This window comes from Sagittula marina, assembly GCF_014196795.1.
In the GTDB taxonomy this organism is placed as follows: domain Bacteria; phylum Pseudomonadota; class Alphaproteobacteria; order Rhodobacterales; family Rhodobacteraceae; genus Sagittula; species Sagittula marina.
On the sequence record NZ_JACIEJ010000002.1, the window covers coordinates 402,170 to 418,087 of the forward strand.

General features: G+C 65.1%; 16 protein-coding genes and 1 tRNA gene. 11 read left to right on the forward strand and 6 right to left on the reverse strand.

What is annotated here, in order from left to right:
* Nucleotides 1-79: 79 nt before the first annotated feature.
* The 4 genes from lspA to GGQ68_RS05360 form a co-directional block, all read right to left on the reverse strand.
* On the reverse strand, nt 80-601 hold the full coding sequence (gene lspA / locus GGQ68_RS05345; RefSeq protein ID WP_183963685.1) for a signal peptidase II: 522 nt from the start codon (nt 599-601) through the stop codon (nt 80-82).
* A 218-nt stretch (nt 602-819) separates the two neighbouring features.
* The gene (gene purH / locus GGQ68_RS05350) at nt 820-2,418 is read right to left on the reverse strand and encodes a bifunctional phosphoribosylaminoimidazolecarboxamide formyltransferase/IMP cyclohydrolase (RefSeq protein ID WP_183963687.1); all 1,599 of its coding nucleotides are present in this window, start codon (nt 2,416-2,418) and stop codon (nt 820-822) included.
* 21 nt (nt 2,419-2,439) lie between these two features.
* On the reverse strand, nt 2,440-4,188 hold the full coding sequence (locus GGQ68_RS05355) for a heparinase II/III family protein (protein ID WP_183963689.1): 1,749 nt from the start codon (nt 4,186-4,188) through the stop codon (nt 2,440-2,442).
* Nucleotides 4,189-4,314: 126 nt separating this feature from the next.
* Nucleotides 4,315-5,556 (reverse strand): RsmB/NOP family class I SAM-dependent RNA methyltransferase, encoded by a 1,242-nt coding sequence (locus GGQ68_RS05360; RefSeq protein WP_183963691.1) that lies wholly within the window; start codon nt 5,554-5,556, stop codon nt 4,315-4,317.
* 83 nt (nt 5,557-5,639) lie between these two features.
* On the opposite strand from GGQ68_RS05360, the gene GGQ68_RS05365 reads away from it, so the two are divergent.
* Nucleotides 5,640-5,822, forward strand: a complete 183-nt coding sequence (locus tag GGQ68_RS05365) for a DUF1674 domain-containing protein (protein ID WP_183963693.1) — start codon at nt 5,640-5,642, stop codon at nt 5,820-5,822.
* A gap of 266 nt (nt 5,823-6,088) precedes the next feature.
* On the opposite strand, the gene dapB is transcribed toward GGQ68_RS05365, so the two are convergent.
* Nucleotides 6,089-6,901: a 4-hydroxy-tetrahydrodipicolinate reductase gene (gene dapB, locus GGQ68_RS05370; protein WP_183963695.1), complete on the reverse strand. Its 813-nt coding sequence runs from the start codon at nt 6,899-6,901 to the stop codon at nt 6,089-6,091.
* A gap of 86 nt (nt 6,902-6,987) precedes the next feature.
* On the opposite strand from dapB, the gene rbfA reads away from it, so the two are divergent.
* The 8 genes from rbfA to lpxK all read left to right on the forward strand — a co-directional run bounded on the left by rbfA (nt 6,988) and on the right by lpxK (nt 14,459).
* Complete coding sequence (gene rbfA, locus GGQ68_RS05375; protein WP_183963697.1) at nt 6,988-7,380, forward strand: 30S ribosome-binding factor RbfA; 393 nt, start codon at nt 6,988-6,990, stop codon at nt 7,378-7,380.
* Nucleotides 7,381-7,388: 8 nt separating this feature from the next.
* Entirely contained in the window at nt 7,389-8,141 is a 753-nt protein-coding gene (locus GGQ68_RS05380) for a phosphodiester glycosidase family protein (protein ID WP_183963699.1), read from the forward strand.
* Nucleotides 8,142-8,189: 48 nt separating this feature from the next.
* Nucleotides 8,190-9,647, forward strand: a complete 1,458-nt coding sequence (locus tag GGQ68_RS05385; protein ID WP_183963701.1) for a S1C family serine protease — start codon at nt 8,190-8,192, stop codon at nt 9,645-9,647.
* Between the two features lie 115 nt (nt 9,648-9,762).
* Complete coding sequence (locus GGQ68_RS05390) at nt 9,763-11,109, forward strand: TldD/PmbA family protein (protein ID WP_183963703.1); 1,347 nt, start codon at nt 9,763-9,765, stop codon at nt 11,107-11,109.
* A complete protein-coding gene (locus tag GGQ68_RS05395) occupies nt 11,096-11,869 on the forward strand; it encodes a 3'(2'),5'-bisphosphate nucleotidase CysQ (RefSeq protein ID WP_183963705.1) in 774 nt (257 codons plus the stop codon). The genes GGQ68_RS05390 and GGQ68_RS05395 overlap by 14 nt, the downstream gene beginning before the upstream one ends.
* Before the next feature lie 147 nt (nt 11,870-12,016).
* Entirely contained in the window at nt 12,017-12,256 is a 240-nt protein-coding gene (locus GGQ68_RS05400; protein WP_425502954.1) for a DUF4170 domain-containing protein, read from the forward strand.
* 5 nt (nt 12,257-12,261) lie between these two features.
* Nucleotides 12,262-13,467 (forward strand): 3-deoxy-D-manno-octulosonic acid transferase, encoded by a 1,206-nt coding sequence (locus GGQ68_RS05405; RefSeq protein WP_246429264.1) that lies wholly within the window; start codon nt 12,262-12,264, stop codon nt 13,465-13,467.
* Entirely contained in the window at nt 13,467-14,459 is a 993-nt protein-coding gene (lpxK, locus tag GGQ68_RS05410) for a tetraacyldisaccharide 4'-kinase (RefSeq protein ID WP_183963709.1), read from the forward strand. Before GGQ68_RS05405 ends, lpxK begins: the two co-directional genes overlap by 1 nt.
* A 2-nt stretch (nt 14,460-14,461) precedes the next feature.
* Here the strand turns inward: lpxK and GGQ68_RS05415 are convergent, their stop codons facing one another.
* Nucleotides 14,462-15,331, reverse strand: coding sequence for an N-formylglutamate amidohydrolase (locus GGQ68_RS05415; RefSeq protein WP_183963711.1), 870 nt, complete (start codon nt 15,329-15,331; stop codon nt 14,462-14,464).
* A gap of 156 nt (nt 15,332-15,487) precedes the next feature.
* Here GGQ68_RS05415 and GGQ68_RS05420 point away from each other — a divergent pair.
* Both GGQ68_RS05420 and ykgO read left to right on the forward strand, forming a co-directional pair.
* A tRNA-Val gene (locus GGQ68_RS05420) sits at nt 15,488-15,562 on the forward strand.
* Between the two features lie 111 nt (nt 15,563-15,673).
* Entirely contained in the window at nt 15,674-15,799 is a 126-nt protein-coding gene (gene ykgO / locus GGQ68_RS05425; protein ID WP_007792261.1) for a type B 50S ribosomal protein L36, read from the forward strand.
* Nucleotides 15,800-15,918: the final 119 nt, after the last annotated feature.

Genomic DNA, 15,918 nt, shown 5'->3' on the forward strand with positions numbered 1-15,918 from the left:
CTTCTAACCCATTGTCCCGGCGGCGTCACGGGGGGTTTTGCCCCCACATGCACCACACGGGGCTTTCTGCCGATCCAGATCAGGTGCCTTGCTTGGCCGACGGGAAAAGCACCAGACCAAAAGCACCGACAAAGATCGCGATATCCGCAACGTTGAAGGCAAACGGATTGATGAACCCGCAGCAGGACATATTCAGGAAATCCGCCACCGCACCATAGAGAACCCTGTCCACCACATTCCCAAGCGCACCGCCGATCAGCAGACCGGCGCTGACCAAACCCGGCTTGCCCGGTGGCTCCCGGCGCATCCACACCACGACAAACAGAACGATGCCCAGCGCGACCGAGATCAGGATCCAGCGCGTCAGCGGCGCCTCTCCGGCCAGCAGACCAAAGTTGATGCCGTAGTTCCAGGCCATGTGAAAGTTCAGCCAAGGCGGCAAGACCTCGATCCGCAGCATGGATTTGAGGTCCAGCAGATGCACGACCCAGATCTTTGTCACCTGGTCGAGAAGAAAGATGCCCAGCGCAACCCACCAGACCAGCTTGAGCGGCCGCGCTTGCGAAGTGTTCTGCCTGCCTGTCACCGCTGCCCCATTCATTGAAGTCTCGCCGTCCTATCCATTTGCGCCCCGCCCCGAAAGAGGAGAGCCATGTCACACTCGCCGGATCGGAAAAACTGCGCCTGTCTCGGCGGTCGCCCGCCTGCGCAGCCTGCCCGGCATGTCGCAAAAGAATATGCGCCCCCGAAGGGACGCACAACCGCTGGCACCGCAAGGTCACCCGCGCATAGGTATAGACAGATCTAACCGTCGCGCGATCAGTGGCGGAAATGCCGCATCCCGGTAAAGACCATCGCGAGGCCCGCATCATCCGCGGCCTTGATCACCTCGTCGTCGCGCATGGAGCCGCCCGGCTGGATCACGCAGGTCGCGCCTGCCGCAGCTGCTTCGAGCAAACCATCCGCGAAGGGAAAGAACGCATCCGACGCCACCGCAGAGCCGATGGTCAGCGGCTCCGGCAATTCCAGCGCCTGCGCCATGCGCTCGGCTTTCTTGGCGGCGATCAGGGCGCTGTCCACACGGCTCATCTGGCCTGCGCCCACACCCACGGTGGCTTTGTCCTTCACATAAACAATGGCGTTGGATTTCACGTGCTTGGCGACTTTCCATGCGAACAGGAGGTCTTCCATCTGCGCATCGGTCGGCGCGATCTTGGTCACCACTTTCAGATCGTCCAGCGTCAATGCACCGTTGTCACGGTCCTGCACAAGAATGCCGCCCGACACCTGTTTGTAGGCCCGACCGGCCTCGGAGGTGTTGGCCAGACCCGGCGCCAGGATCAGGCGCAGGTTCTTTTTCTTGGCAAAGATCTTCTTGGCGTCGTTGTGGATCGCCGGGGCGATGACCACCTCGGTAAAGATTTCGGAAATCGCTTCTGCCGTGTCGCCGTCCAATTGGCCGTTCAGCGCCACGATTCCGCCAAAGGCAGAGGTGCGGTCGCAATCAAACGCCTTCTGATAGGCTTCTTTCAGGGTTGCGCCCTTGGCCACACCACAGGGGTTTGCGTGCTTGATGATCGCGCAGGCCGGGCCATCCGCAGGCAGGAATTCCGACACCAGTTCAAAGGCGGCGTCGGTGTCGTTGAAGTTGTTGTAGGACAGCTCCTTACCCTGAAGCTGCTCGGCCACGGCCACACCGGGACGATTGCTGCCATCGGTGTAGAACGCGGCACGCTGGTGACTGTTCTCGCCATAACGCAGCGTCTGCTTCAGCTCGCCTGCGATGACACGGCGGCGCGGCGTCGGCTCTCCCACGGCGTCGGCCATCCAGGTGCTGACGGCAGCATCGTAGGCGCCGGTGCGGGCGTAGGCGATCTGCGCTTGACGCTGGCGGAAGCCGTAGGAGGTCTGCGCCTCCTCCCCGCCGTGTGCCTTGATCTCTTCGAGAAGCGAATCGTAATCCTGAACATCCACGATCGTGCAGACATGCGCATGGTTCTTGGCCGCTGCGCGGATCATGGCCGGACCGCCGATGTCGATGTTCTCGATCATCTCGTCATACCCGGCACCACGCGCCAGCGCGTCTTCGAACGGGTACAGGTTCACCACCAGCAGGTCGATCGGCACGATGCCATGCTCTGCCATGGACGCCACATGCATCCCGTTGTCGCGCAACGCCAGAAGGCCGCCGTGGACCTTGGGGTGCAACGTCTTTACCCGGCCATCCATCATCTCGGGAAAGTCTGTCAGGTCCGACACGTCGCGCACCTCGATGCCGGCGTCGCGCATCGCCTTGGCAGAACCGCCGGTAGACAGGATCTCGATCTTCAGGTCTGCCAGCGCACGGGCCAGGTCAATCAGGCCGGTCTTGTCGGAAACGGAAATCAGCGCGCGGCGCACAGGGGCGAGGTCGGTCATAGGGGGCACTCCCAAGGGGCGTTATACGGTCAGGTCCGTCTCATCCTTCGCCAGATCGCGCACGGCAATTGCCGTATCCTGCGCTTTGGCCAGGGACCAGCGGACGCGCGTCGCATACTGCATTGCCTTGCCAGATAGAACCACCTGCTTTGCCGCACGGGGCCGCAGACGCCCCTTTTCGAGATAAACCGACGGCTCAAGCCGCATTTCCGCTTTGCCCTCAAAGCGAAACACCCAGATTTCGCCCGATTTCAGCGCCATCGAGGCCGCCGCCCCGCCCATATCCACCGCCACATCGACGTCTGGATGCAGGTGAAAGCGAATCTCGAACGGCAATCCGGACAGCTTTACCGCGTCCATCGCCTTGTCGAAGCGTTTCTTTGCCGGCGGCTCCAGCGCCACGAGGTAATCTTCCCCCCGCAGGCTACGTCCATCCAGCGAGATCTCCAAGGACCGCGCATGTGTCAGCCCATGCTGCGCAACGTACCCATCATGCCCGCCCTCGAACCGGACGCTTTCGGACAGGTGAGATATGTAGGTAGGCACCTCTTTGGGCGCTTGTTCCAGCAACTCTCGCCGCGCCTGCCCGACCCATCGCGTCGGTGCAAGCCGCGCCGAGGAATAGCCCTGCAGGCACAGCGTCGAATGCGACAGGGTGGCGCGCCCCGCCCGCCGCCAGTCCTCGCCAAAGACCTCGCCAGACCCGCAGGAGACGATCAACGGCCTGCGCCCGGAGGTCAGCTCGAACGCCAGGGTCGAGGCATGGGCGTTGGAGGAGGCGACACCGCTCGGCGGCGGGCTTGCGTCAATGACAACGCTGGTCCGTCCGGCGGACAGACGGGCAAAGCCCATGGCCAGCCCCTCGATCCGCCGTTTCTTGGACCCTGAGGCCGCCAGCGCCTGATCCAGTCGACCATCAAGGCCGCGCCCCCCGCCATGGAACCGCGCCAGCCCACCATCCGCATGACGCAAGGCGCGCAACGTAGGTGCGATGCGCACGATGGCGTCCGTATGGCCGGGATGCAGCCCCATGTCCGCCTCTTCCAGCGCCGATTGCGCCCATGTCAGAAGGGTAAAAACTTCAAGCAATTCCTCGGGGTTGCGCGTTGGAATGCCGCCCTGCTCATCCACCTGACGCTGACATTCCGCGCCCAACGCCATCCGCGCCGGTTCCACGTGGCTTTGCATCCCCTCCAGCGACAACCCGGCATAAAGCAACCCTGTCATCGCCTCGAAGCGTGGCAGGCCCGGCGACGACGATGCCCCGCGCCGCGCCAGGAACTGCGCCTGCGCCCCCAAAGCCTTGTAAAACGCCTCCGACCGTTCAGCTGGCTGTCCGCGCAAAACGAACAAGGCGTGGTGAATCCAACGGATCATCCGCCGCCCGACCAGCTCCGGCGTCCAGCCCGGCCCGCTGCCCCGGCCATAGCGCTCGATCCAGTCCCACAGCCACTCCTGCGCCAACCTGCGGGCCTTCAGATCGCCGACGGCGGCCAGATCATCGAGCCAACCAAAGCCATGGGTTTCTTCGGCAAAGGCCACGTCCGGCGGCGTTATCCCCCACAAAGACGCCCCCGGCGCCTCCACCAGATGACCAGCGAACATGAGGTTTCCGGCAATCATTTGTCGGCCACGGGCGAAAAAGCCAACGGTTCGGGGTTCAGGTTGCGATACGAAACCGTCCGCCGGACGGGCGTGCGCCGCCAGCCGCGCATGTACACGGTTCATGACTCGCACGGGCGCGGTGCGCCAGTTCGATTGCGTTGTCATCTCTGCCTTGCCTCGTTGCCCGCAGCTGCTCCCGCAGGGGTCTGGCCCTTTGCGGGCGCGTTGCCCGGACCTTACAGCGTAATCGTGCCCAAGTCATCTTCGGAGTTGCCCAAGCCGCGGCAGGGTTTACCCTTTTGTCAGCAAAGCCATGTAAAAGCCGTCCAGTCCGCCGCGCTCCGCCCAGAAATCAGGCCGCAGACGCAAACCGCCAGCGTCGGAGCGCCAGTGATCCTCGATCCAATCCTGCTCCAGCGGCAGCAGACGCAGATCGGGATGCCGTTCCAGCGCCTCTTCGATCTGGCATTCGCCCTCGTCGGGGATCAGCGAACAGGTGGCAAACACCAGCTTGCCGCCGGGTTTCAAAAGGCTCAGCGCATGATCCAGCATCCACGCCTGCAGCCCCATCAGCTCGAAGATCTTCTCGCCCTCATGGGCATGTGGCAGATCCGGATGGCGCCGAATCGTTCCCGTGGCCGAACACGGCGCGTCGAGCAGGATGGCATCGTATTGCCCCTGGTGCTCCAGCGCGTCGCCGGCGACCAACTCCGCCTCCAGCCCGCAACGCTCAAGGTTCTCGCGCACGCGCTCAAGCCGCGCTTCGGAAATATCCAGCGCCGTAACCCGCGCACCATTGGCCGCAAGTTGCAGGGTTTTCCCCCCCGGCGCGGCGCACATGTCCAGAACCGACAGGCCTTCGACGTCGCCCAACAGCTTGACCGGCAGGGCAGCGGCAGCATCCTGCACCCACCAGGCGCCCTCGGCAAAGCCGGGCAGCGCACTGACCTGCCCCTGCTCCGCCAGACGAAACGACCCCGTGGGCAGCGTCTCGCCCACCAGTCCCTCAGGCAGATCGCCCTTCATCGTCAGATCAACCGGCGCGCCCTGCAGGTGCGCCAGCTCCATGCCGGCAACAGCCTCCGCCCCCCAGGCTTCGACCAGGGGTTTGCGCAGCCATTTCGGCAAACGCGGCACGCGCAGCTTGGCCCATTCGGTCGGACCGTCGGCCGCGACCTTGCGCAAGACGGCGTTGACCAACCCCTTGGCCCCTTGGGTTTTCTTGCCCCGCGCCACGATCTCGACGCAGTCTGACACAACCCCGTGGGCGGCCCCCCCGGCACACAGTTCGACACAGCCCAGGCGCAGCACGTTCATGACGCGCAGGTCCGGCGACTTGCGCAAATGCCGCTTCAGGATCTTGTCGGCACGCTCAAGATTGCGCAGCACCTGCGCCGCCAATCGCCCGGCGGCGGCACGTTCTGCCGGCACCAACCGCTCCAGACGCTCGCCCTCGGACAGCGGCAATCCGCGTTCCAACACCTGGTCCAACAGGTCGACGGCGGCCAGTCTGGCGGGGCTCGGTGCGCTCATGATCTCTCCGGAAATGCGGCCCCGGCCTTGTCCGGAACCCTCCTGCGGGCCTATATCAACCTGACCAGACAGAGGAAAGCCTCATGACCGACGCCCAAAAGGACCTCCCCCCCGCCGCACAACGCGCGCTGCAAGAGGCCGCCGAACGCCGCGCCAAAGCCGACGCAGAGGCCAAGGCCGCCCCCAAGGAATACGGCGGCCGCGATGGTCCGGAACCGGTCCGCTACGGCGATTGGGAGAAAAAGGGCCTCGCCATCGACTTCTGAGCCCCTTCGCCCGGCCTTTGGCTCGGAGCCACCATCGCTTGAGACCAGACAGACGGCGCGATGGCGCGGAGGCAAGGCAAATCGCCGAGGCTCCGCCGCAGGTGGATACGGCTATTTTCCTTGTCGCCGGGACAGCGCGCTGTCAGGCGCAGATCAAGCGACGGTGGCCCCGCGCCTTTGGCTTGGTGAACCGGAGCGGAATTTTTTAAGGGTCGGCGGGCGGGCGAATTGCCACAGGCAAGAGTCCCGCTCCGTCGACCCGTCCCTCAGTTCAAACCAAGCACGTCCAGCATGTCATAGTGGCCCGGATCCTGGTCCTGCCCCCACAAGGCCGCTTTCAGCGCACCACGCGCAAACAGCGCGCGATCCGACGCCATGTGTTTCAGCACGATCCGCTCCCCCGGCGTGGCGAACAACACTTCATGTTCCCCCACGATGTCACCGCCACGAATGGCGTGAAACCCGATATCGCCCCGCTTGCGCGCGCCCGTGATGCCATCACGGCCACGGTCGGACACGTCGTCGAGCGCCACACCCCGACCTTCGGCCGCGGCTTCACCCAGCATCAGGGCCGTGCCGGACGGCGCGTCGACCTTATGGTGATGGTGGCCTTCGATAATCTCGATATCCCAATCCGCGTCCAGGGCGGCAGAGACCTGTTTCACCAGTTTCGTCAGCAGGTTCACGCCCAGCGACATGTTTCCCGCCCGCACCACGACAGCGTGCCGCGCCGCCCGGTCGATGGCCGCGATATCGTCCTCGCTCAGGCCGGTGGTTCCGATCACATGCACGGCCCGCGCCTGCGCCGCCAGCTCAGCAAAGACAACCGTCGCCGCCGGGGCGGTAAAGTCGATCACCGCCTGCGCCCGGGCAAAGGCCTCCAGCGGGTCATCCTCGACCACCACGCCCAGCTCCGTGCCGCCCATGGCCGCGCCCACATCCCGGCCCACCCAATCGTGGCCGGGGCGTTCCAGCGCACCCACCAGCTTCAGTTTGTCTGAGGCTGTGATCTCGCGCACCAGCATTTGCCCCATGCGCCCTGACACGCCTGTCACCACCACGCCCGGCTGTTCCGTCATCACGTCTGCTCCCATCGCAATTCACGTTCCCCTTACATCGCTGCGGCACGCTTGGCAAAGCAGCAGCTTCGTTCTAGGTGTGGCCCATGGCTAAGAACAGAATCCAAGACGGCGCAGGTCCGTCGCAACGACAGCTCCGCGTGAGCGAGGTCATCCGGCGGCAACTTTCCGACGTGCTTTCGCGCGGCGATGTGCATGACCCGGAACTCAACCGCATGGTCATCACCGTGGGCGAAGTGCGCGTCTCCCCCGATCTCAAGGTCGCGACGGCTTATGTCGTGCCCCTGGGCGGCAACAAGGTGGAGGAGATGTTCGAACTTCTCGAACGCAATCAAAGCGAACTCCGTCGTGCCGTGGCCAAGGGTCTTACGATGAAATATTCGCCAGAGCTGCGCTTTCGCCTGGACGAAACCTTCGATCAGCTCGACGAAACACGCCGCCTGTTCTCGGACGAGACCGTGCGCCGCGACACGGAATGAGCCGCCCGATGCTGCGACGCGGTCTCATCACATTGGCCCTGGCCCTTGCGGCCACGGCCATCGCGCCGCGGGCCCGCGCGGTGACTTGCGAAAACGTCACGCACGACGACAACCGCTATACCGTCTGCGAAGTTGATGCCTCCGCGGAGCATCTCGGCCTCTATCTGACGGACGACACAGGACGCCCGTTCGGGCATTTCACCTTCCTTCAGCAAGCGCTGGAAGAGCAGGACAAGACGCTGGTCTTTGCCATGAACGCAGGGATGTATCACAGCGACCGCTCGCCCGTTGGCCACTACGTGCAGGACGGCACAGAAGAAATGCGTGTGATCTCATCAGCCGGGCCGGGCAACTTCGGGCTGCTGCCAAATGGTGTCTTCTGCATCAGTGACAAAGGTGCCCGCGTTTACGAGACACGCGATTTTCTGGCGCAAAAGCCCGCATGTCGCGATGCAACGCAATCCGGACCGATGCTGGTGATCGACGGGCAATTGCACCCTCGCTTTCTGCCCGACAGCACATCCCGCTACGTGCGCAACGGCGTCGGCACATCAAAAGACGGCAAGCGTGCGGTTTTTGTCATCTCGCAAAACACCGTCACCTTCTACGACTTTGCCCTGTTTTTCCGCGACGCGCTCAAGCTGCCGGATGCCCTGTTTCTGGATGGCAATATCTCACGCCTTTACGCGCCCAGCCTCGGGCGCAACGATCTGGGCCGCCGCATGGGGCCAATCGTAGCCGTGACGGAGCCGCTCCAGTAATCGTTGCACCGTACCAGATGTCGTGGCAGGCTGAGACAAAGGTTTGCCATGATGCGTTTTCTGGTCTCGTTTCTTCGTCTGTTTGTGTTGCTCGTGCTTCTGGCGCTGCCTGCGACACTGGCCCCGCGCCATGCCGATGCGCAGGACAACATCCACCTCTTTCGCGATTTCTCCGCCCGGTCCCTAAGCTGGCAGGACAAGCGTTTCCTTCAGGCCGCCCTCGCCTTCGAAGGTCACTACAACGGGCTGCTCGATGGCGATTGGGGCCGGATCAGCCAGCGCGCCATGCGCGCCTACAGCGCTCAGGAATTCGGCACCGGTTCGCAGGACTGGCATATGGCGATGCTGGCCATGTCCCTCGTCCTGGCCATCGACGAAAACGGCTGGGAGCTGGAGTATTCAGAGCCCCTCGGCCTGTCGTTCTTCGTGCCGCAAAAGCGGGTGAAGGCCGCCGAGACAACAGAGCTTTTCGTCAACTTTCATCACGTCGGGACGTCGCTGGCCTACTCCATCGGCCGGTTGGGCTGGGACGATCTGAATGCGGTGCACAGCTACACGTGGGGGCGGCACCAGATGGCCACGGAGCCCTATCAACTGCGTCAACCGGGCCGATCCGTGACCTCGATCCAGCGCGCCGACGGGTCCGTGCTCTATGCACGTTCCGATCTGATCGACGGCTTCTGGTCCACGATCCTGATTTCAGCCGACCGACCGGATGCCGCTCTTCTCGCGGCGGTGACGGCCTCCATCACGCCGGGACGCACGGACCCGCTGGCGGTCACACAAGGGGGTGCTCTGGATCGCGCCATCATGGGCGCGCTCGCCATCCTCAACGACCCGGAGTCGGAGCCAGCATCGCCGCCCGCCCCCGCCCTTACCGCCAGGACCACACCGACACCGCGCAGTGGCGGAGCCAGCGGTTCAGGCTTTTATGTCTCCGACAAGGGCCACGTCCTGACCAACGCCCACGTGGTCGACACCTGCGACAGCATAACCGTGAACGGCGAGCGCGCCTTTCTGGTTGCCGCTGACGCGCAGCGCGATCTGGCGCTCTTGCTCTCCGCCAGCGCGCGGGCCAAGGCGGTGGCCATCTTCTCCGATGCGCCCGCGCGGCTGAACGCGGATGTCACCGTCCTGGGCTACCCCTTTGCCGATGTGCTCGGCGGGTTGAACGTCACGCGCGGTGCGGTCAGCAGCGTCACAGGGATCGGCGGAGACCCCGACTGGTTGCAGATCAGCGCGCCGGTGCAGCCCGGCAATTCCGGCGGCCCGCTTGTCGCGGCGGATGGATCGGTGGTCGGCGTCGTGACCGCTCGGCTGAAGGATCGCCCCGGCGCAACCGCGCAAAACATCAACTTCGCCGTGCGCGGTGAGGTCGCGCGCCGCTTTCTGGCCGAACAGGGCGTCAGCCCGCAGGCCAACACCGACCGGACCCCGCTCGCACCGGAAATGCTGGCAGAGCAGTCAGCCGCCTTCACCACATATATCGAGTGCCTGACACGCTGAACGCCCGCTTTGCAGCCGGAACTGCCGCCACCCCCCGGCCTGCCGTTCTCCAACCAAAGCTTGCACCCCGGCCCTGCCCAGCCTACCTCAGAGCAAACAGCAATGAGGCCCCACGATGTCCCAGTCCCCCGCAGACCTGACCCGCGCCCTGCTCGACGCCGCCCGCAAGGCCGGGGCCGATGCCGCCGACGCCGTGGCGCTGGACGGGACCTCTGTGTCCATCGACGTGCGCGCGGGCCAGCTGGAGCAGGCAGAGCGCGCAGAAGGCCGTGACCTTGGCCTGCGGGTGCTGGTGGGACAGCGGGTGGCCTCCGTGTCCACCTCCGACACGCGGCCGGAAACACTGGCCACGCTGGCCGAACGCGCCGTCGCAATGGCCCGCGAAGCACCCGAAGACCCCTATGTCGGCCTCGCCGATCCGGACCAGCTGGCGCGCGATTGGGACATCGCCGCGTTGGAACTGGCCGACCCGACCGCAGAACCCTCCGCCTCGGAACTCGAGGATGACGCCCGCACCGCCGAGGCCGCCGCCCTTGCCGTCGAAGGTGTCGTTCAGGTGCAGTCGGCCTCCGCCTCCTATTCCGCCCAAAACGTGGCCATCGCCGCCACCAATGGCTTCGAGGGCGCTTACAGCCGTACCTCGCGGTCCCGCTCCTGCGTTGCCTCCGCCGGCGAAGGCCTGAAGATGGAGCGCGACTATGACGGCGACGGGCGCACCTTTCAATCGGACCTGCGCGACGCCGCCGAAATCGGGCGCATCGCTGGCGAACGCGCGGTGGACCGGCTGAACCCGAGGCGGCCCAAAACCGGCGCCTATCCCGTCCTGTACGACGAGCGCATCGCCGCCTCCCTGATCGGCCATCTCAGTGCCGCCACCAACGGGTCCTCCATCGCCCGCGGCTCCTCCTGGCTGCTCAACGCCATGGGCGAGGACGTGCTGCCCAAAGGCATGTCCCTGCGCGAAGATCCGCATCGCCCCCGCGCCGCCTCGTCGCGCCCCTTCGACGGCGAAGGCCTGCCGACGCGCAAACGTGTGCTGGTCCAGGATGGCGTTTTGCAGGGCTGGACGCTGGACCTCGCCAATGCGCGCAAGCTGGGTCTGGAAAGCACCGGCAACGCTGCACGCGGCACCTCCGGCGGGATCGGCCCGGCCTGCTGGAACCTTGAACTGACGCAAGGCACACAAAGCCGCGCCGACCTGATGGCCCAGATGGGCACCGGCCTGCTGGTCACCTCGATGATCGGCTCGACCATCAACCCCAACACCGGCGATTATTCCCGTGGCGCTGCGGGCTGGTGGATCGAAAATGGCGCGCCGGTCTACCCCGTGTCCGGCGTGACCATCGCGGGCAACCTGCGCGAAATGCTGAAAACGCTGATCCCTGCCAACGACGCGCGCCCATGGCTCTCGCGGGTGGTGCCGTCCCTGCTGGTCGAGGGGCTCACGCTTGCCGGAGACTGACCTCGAACTGCTGATCCGCGCCGCCCACGAAGCAGGCACCGTCGCGCGGAGCTTTCTCGGGCAGGACCTTGGCATCGAGCAGAAGGACGACGGTCAGGGCCCGGTGACCAAGGCCGACCTCGCCGTGAACGCCCAGCTGGAGCGCATCCTGCGCGCCGCCCGCCCCGGGTACGGCTGGCTGTCAGAGGAAAGCCTGGACGATCCGCAGCGCCTCGCGACATCGCGCGCCTTCATCGTGGACCCGATAGATGGCACGCGATCTTACATCGAGGGCGCGAAAACCTGGGCCCATTCCTTGGCCGTGGTCGAAAACGGCACGGCAACCGCCGCCGTGGTCTACCTGCCCATGCTCGACCGCCTGTACACCGCCGCTCAGGGCGCAGGCGCCCATATCAACGGCACACCGCTGAGCGTGACACAACGCGCAGAGGCCAACGGCGCAGAGGTGCTCGCCACCCGCCCCGCCATGGAATCGCGCTACTGGATCAAGGGGGCGCCAGAGGTCACGCGCCATCATCGGCCCTCGCTCGCGTATCGCCAGAGCCTCGTGGCCGAGGGACGGTTCGACGCGATGTTCACCTTCCGCCCGACGTGGGAATGGGACATTGCCGCCGGGTCGCTGCTGCTGTCAGAGGCCGGCGCACAGGTCAGCGACCGCCATGGGGCGCCGCTGGTGTTCAACGCGGCCCACCCGCAGGTCGATGGCATGGTCGCCGCCAACCCGACGCTGCACGCGGCGCTCTTGCATCGGCTGCGCTGACTCCTATTTTTCGTGCGCGGGCAAGGCTTTCTTGACCATTGCCATGGCAGCCTGCGCCCCGCCACGCTTGACCCCCGGTTGCGTTTGCTTAGGCTCCGGTGCATTGCGAAACGGCCACTTCCTTCCCCTGCCAACAGGAGCATGGACATGCAACGCCTTCACCTCGTCTTTGGCGGCGAACTCGTCGATCCGACAAAGACCGTCTTTCGCGATGTAGACGACCTCCATATCGTCGGCATCTTTCCAAACTACGAAACAGCCTACAACGCCTGGAAAGCAGAGGCGCAGCGCACCGTGGACAATGCCCACATGCGCTATTTCATCGCCCACCTCCACCGTCTGCGCCAGGAAGAGACCGAGGCTTCTTCGACCGAAGAGCTGGGCTAACCCCCATGTCCAGCCGCGCGCTGTCCCTGCAGGCCTATCTGGCCACAACGCGCGGCACCGGCGCGTCCGACCTGCCGCCCCTGCCCCCGCGCCCACCGGGCCAGCTCGTCTGGGCCTGGGCCTCCGGTGCGGAACGCGGGCGCGCGCTGTCCAGGCTCTGCGCCCGCCTGATGGCGCAGAACCCGGATATCTCCGTGATCCTGTCGGGCGACACCTCCGCTCATAGCGAGATGCCGCACGTTCCGGCTCCGACGGAACGGTTGAGCGATTGCGCCGCCTACGCCAAACACTTCAAGCCCGATCTTGTGCTCTGGGCCGGAGGGGCTTTGCGGCCCGCGCTGCTGTCCTCCTTCAGGCAAGAGAACGCACATCTGATGGCGCTGGACCTAGGTCCCGAAGGTCCGCTGGCCCCTGCCGCAGCGCGATGGTTGCCCGATCCGGCTCCCGCCACGCTGGCGCTGTTTCACAGCCTCTACACCACCGGAGAACCCGCCGCGCGCCGCATCCGACGCATGGGCGTTGATGCGGCCCGTGTGCACGCGACCGCCCCGCTGATGGACAGCGACATGCCTTTGCCCTGCCCTGCCGGCCTGCACGAGGACGTCTCGGGCCAGCTTTCCGGGCGTCCGGTCTGGCTGGCCGCCCGTCTTAGGGGGCTGGAGGCGCGGGACGTCCTCGCCGCCCACCGTCAGGCCGTGCGCCTGAACCACCGCCTCTTGCTGGTCATCGTACCGTCATCAGAGGACGAAGCGCAGCGCATCATCCGCGCCGCCGCCGCGTCGCAGATGCGGGTGTGTCACTGGGACATGGGCGAATCACTGGATGAAAACACCCAGGTGCTGCTGACAGAAGGACCAGAGGAGCTGGGCCTGTGGTATCGCGTCGCCCCGGTTGCCTTTCTCGGCGGCTCGCTGCTGACCGGCACAGGCGGCGAAGACCCCTACGAGGCCGCGACCCTTGGCACCGCGATCCTGTACGGACCGAACGTGGGCAAGCATCTCGACAGCTATACGCGGCTGGTGGACGCTGGCGCGGCCCGAATCGTGCGTGACGCCGATTCGCTGGCCGCCGCCGTGCTGCATATCGTGGCCCCCGATCAGGCGGCGCAAATGGCCCATGCCGGCTGGGATCTGATTTCATCCGGCGCGGAATTGGTGGATAGGGTCATCGCCGAAGTCCTCGACACGCTGGATACGAAAGACACCGCCTGATGCACGCCCCTCGCTTCTGGGCCACGCCGCCCGACGCCCCGGCCCTGCGCGCCCGCCTTCTGGCCCCGCTGGCCGCCGTGACCGCGCGCGCCACCGCCCGCCGTGTGGCGCAACCGCCCGCCCATCGCGCCGGCATCCCGGTGATCTGCGTCGGCAACATCAACGCCGGGGGCACCGGGAAAACGCCCACGGCCATCGCGGTGGTCCAGCTGTTGCAAGCGCGCGGGCTGACGCCGCATGTGGTGTCACGCGGCTATGGCGGCACGCTGGACGGCCCGGTGCAGGTCGACCCACGCACCCACGCGGCAGTCCAAACCGGAGACGAGCCGCTTTTGCTGGCCGCCTTCACCCCCACCTGGGTCGCCAAGGACCGCGCCGCTGGCGCGCAGGCGGCAGAGGCCGCGGGGGCCGAGGTGATCGTGCTCGACGATGGCCTGCAAAGCCCCGCGCTGGCCAAGGATCTGACCATCGTGACGGTCGACGCACATGTGGGATTCGGCAATGGCCGCTGCCTGCCCGCCGGCCCTCTGCGAGAACCCATTGCCGCAGGTCAAAGCCGCGCGGATCTGCTGTTGTCCATCGGCCCCCCGGCAGCCCAGACCCGGTTTGCCCGGACCTGGGGGGCGCAGATCACCCTCCCCCACCTCACCGGCGCGTTGAAACCCTTACCCACGGGCATGGACTGGGAGGGACTGCCGGCGCTGGCCTTCGCGGGGATAGGCCATCCAGAGAAGTTCTTTGCCTCGCTCAAGGCCGAAGGCGCGGACCTGCGGGGCACGGTCGCCCTGGGCGATCATCAGCCTTTCACCACCGCGATCCTGCAACGTCTGGCGCAGGATGCCGCCAAACTGGGCGCGCAATTGGTCACAACCGAAAAAGACGCCGTGCGCCTGCCGCCAGAGATGCGCCGCGAGGTTCTGACCTTGCCCGTGCGTCTTGAAATCGACGATCCCGCGCCGCTGGCGGCCGCTCTGGATCGCGTTCTGGGCTGAGGCTACTCCGCGGCCAGCGGCTTTTCCTGGATCCTGCCCGAACCGATCGCCGCCAACTCGGCCACCACGCCACGCAGGGTGCGGCGGATGGTCTCGAACTCCGCCGTCGGCTCGATTGTGCGTTCATTCATATACAGCGCGCGATCAATCTCCACCTGGATGGCATGCTGGCTGCGCGAGGGGCGACCGTAGGCCTGCGTCGTGTACGCCCCGGCAAAGGGCGTATTGCGCGCCACGACGAATCCCGCCGCGCGAAACGCAGATTCGACCTGCATGACGATGTCCGGCGCAGCAGAGGCCCCAAAGCGGTCGCCGATCACGATCTCTGGCCGTTTTACATGATCGCGCATGGCACCATCCAGCGCCTCATGCGGCATGGAATGGCAGTCGATCAGAATCGCCTCGCCAAAGCGGGCCCGCGCATCGCTGAGCAATACCGCCAATTTGTCGTGATAGGGTCGCCAGATTCCCTTGATGCGCTGCTCCGCCTCAAGCCGGGAAATCTTACCCCGATAGATCGAGCGGCCCCCGGCAACGACTCGGGGGACAACGCCCAGACCACTGGACACACGTGGGTTGTGACCTTTCCGATTGACCCCTTCGATCAGGGCCGGGTCCAGTTCATCCGCCGCGCGGTTGAGGTCGATATATGCTCTTGGCGCCCCGCCACACAAAAGCGGCGCACCGAATTCCGGAGCACAATCAAACAGTTGATCCACGAATGCGTCCTCTGATGAGCGAATCATCATCGGATCGAGCACCGTCTGGTTCAGAAAAGACTGCGGGTAAACGCGCCCGGAATGCGGCGATGCAAAGACCACACAAGACCGCAATGCGTCAGGCAAATGTAAATGGTAAGCTGTACAGGGCATCGTCAATCCTTTGCACGATACAATGACCGAATTCTTTCTGTGCCAAAAGCCCTTGATCCCATCTGATAACCTATTTATAGACCCGCTCACCGGCGCAGAAAGCCCGCTACCCGAAACCGTTCAGGTGGCACTCAGGGAAAGATGCGAAGGCCATATGGGTGATTAGCTCAGCGGTAGAGCACTTCGTTGACATCGAAGGGGTCACTGGTTCAATCCCAGTATCGCCCACCATTATTCCACCTCTCGGTGCACGGGCGCGTCCGTTACGGATGGCGCCCGATACGTTCCGGGAACAGGCACAACCTTGGCGCTCGCGCGCCGCGAAAGACGAAGGAGAGACCAATGAAGGTCGCAAACTCGCTCCGCTCGCTCAAGAAGCGCCACCGCGACTGCCGCGTTGTGCGCCGTAAGGGCCGCGTATACGTGATCAACAAGACCCAGCGCCGGTTCAAGGCACGCCAAGGCTAATTCGCCCTCAGGTCTTCGCGATAGCGATTCGAAAACCTCCGCCGACATCTTGTCGCGGAGGTTTTTCTTTGCCTGTTCGTTGCCTGACAGGTGCGGTTGTTTCCTGTGAGGCAAAACAC

Coding starts and splice junctions, on each gene's coding strand:
- lspA (WP_183963685.1), bottom strand. CDS start 601: ATGAATGGGGCAGCGGTGACAGGCAGGCAGAACACTTCGCAAGCGCGG.
- purH (WP_183963687.1), bottom strand. CDS start 2,418: ATGACCGACCTCGCCCCTGTGCGCCGCGCGCTGATTTCCGTTTCCGAC.
- GGQ68_RS05355 (WP_183963689.1), bottom strand. CDS start 4,188: ATGACAACGCAATCGAACTGGCGCACCGCGCCCGTGCGAGTCATGAAC.
- GGQ68_RS05360 (WP_183963691.1), bottom strand. CDS start 5,556: ATGAGCGCACCGAGCCCCGCCAGACTGGCCGCCGTCGACCTGTTGGAC.
- GGQ68_RS05365 (WP_183963693.1), top strand. CDS start 5,640: ATGACCGACGCCCAAAAGGACCTCCCCCCCGCCGCACAACGCGCGCTG.
- dapB (WP_183963695.1), bottom strand. CDS start 6,901: ATGACGGAACAGCCGGGCGTGGTGGTGACAGGCGTGTCAGGGCGCATG.
- rbfA (WP_183963697.1), top strand. CDS start 6,988: ATGGCTAAGAACAGAATCCAAGACGGCGCAGGTCCGTCGCAACGACAG.
- GGQ68_RS05380 (WP_183963699.1), top strand. CDS start 7,389: ATGCTGCGACGCGGTCTCATCACATTGGCCCTGGCCCTTGCGGCCACG.
- GGQ68_RS05385 (WP_183963701.1), top strand. CDS start 8,190: ATGATGCGTTTTCTGGTCTCGTTTCTTCGTCTGTTTGTGTTGCTCGTG.
- GGQ68_RS05390 (WP_183963703.1), top strand. CDS start 9,763: ATGTCCCAGTCCCCCGCAGACCTGACCCGCGCCCTGCTCGACGCCGCC.
- GGQ68_RS05400 (WP_425502954.1), top strand. CDS start 12,017: ATGCAACGCCTTCACCTCGTCTTTGGCGGCGAACTCGTCGATCCGACA.
- GGQ68_RS05405 (WP_246429264.1), top strand. CDS start 12,262: ATGTCCAGCCGCGCGCTGTCCCTGCAGGCCTATCTGGCCACAACGCGC.
- lpxK (WP_183963709.1), top strand. CDS start 13,467: ATGCACGCCCCTCGCTTCTGGGCCACGCCGCCCGACGCCCCGGCCCTG.
- GGQ68_RS05415 (WP_183963711.1), bottom strand. CDS start 15,331: ATGCCCTGTACAGCTTACCATTTACATTTGCCTGACGCATTGCGGTCT.
- ykgO (WP_007792261.1), top strand. CDS start 15,674: ATGAAGGTCGCAAACTCGCTCCGCTCGCTCAAGAAGCGCCACCGCGAC.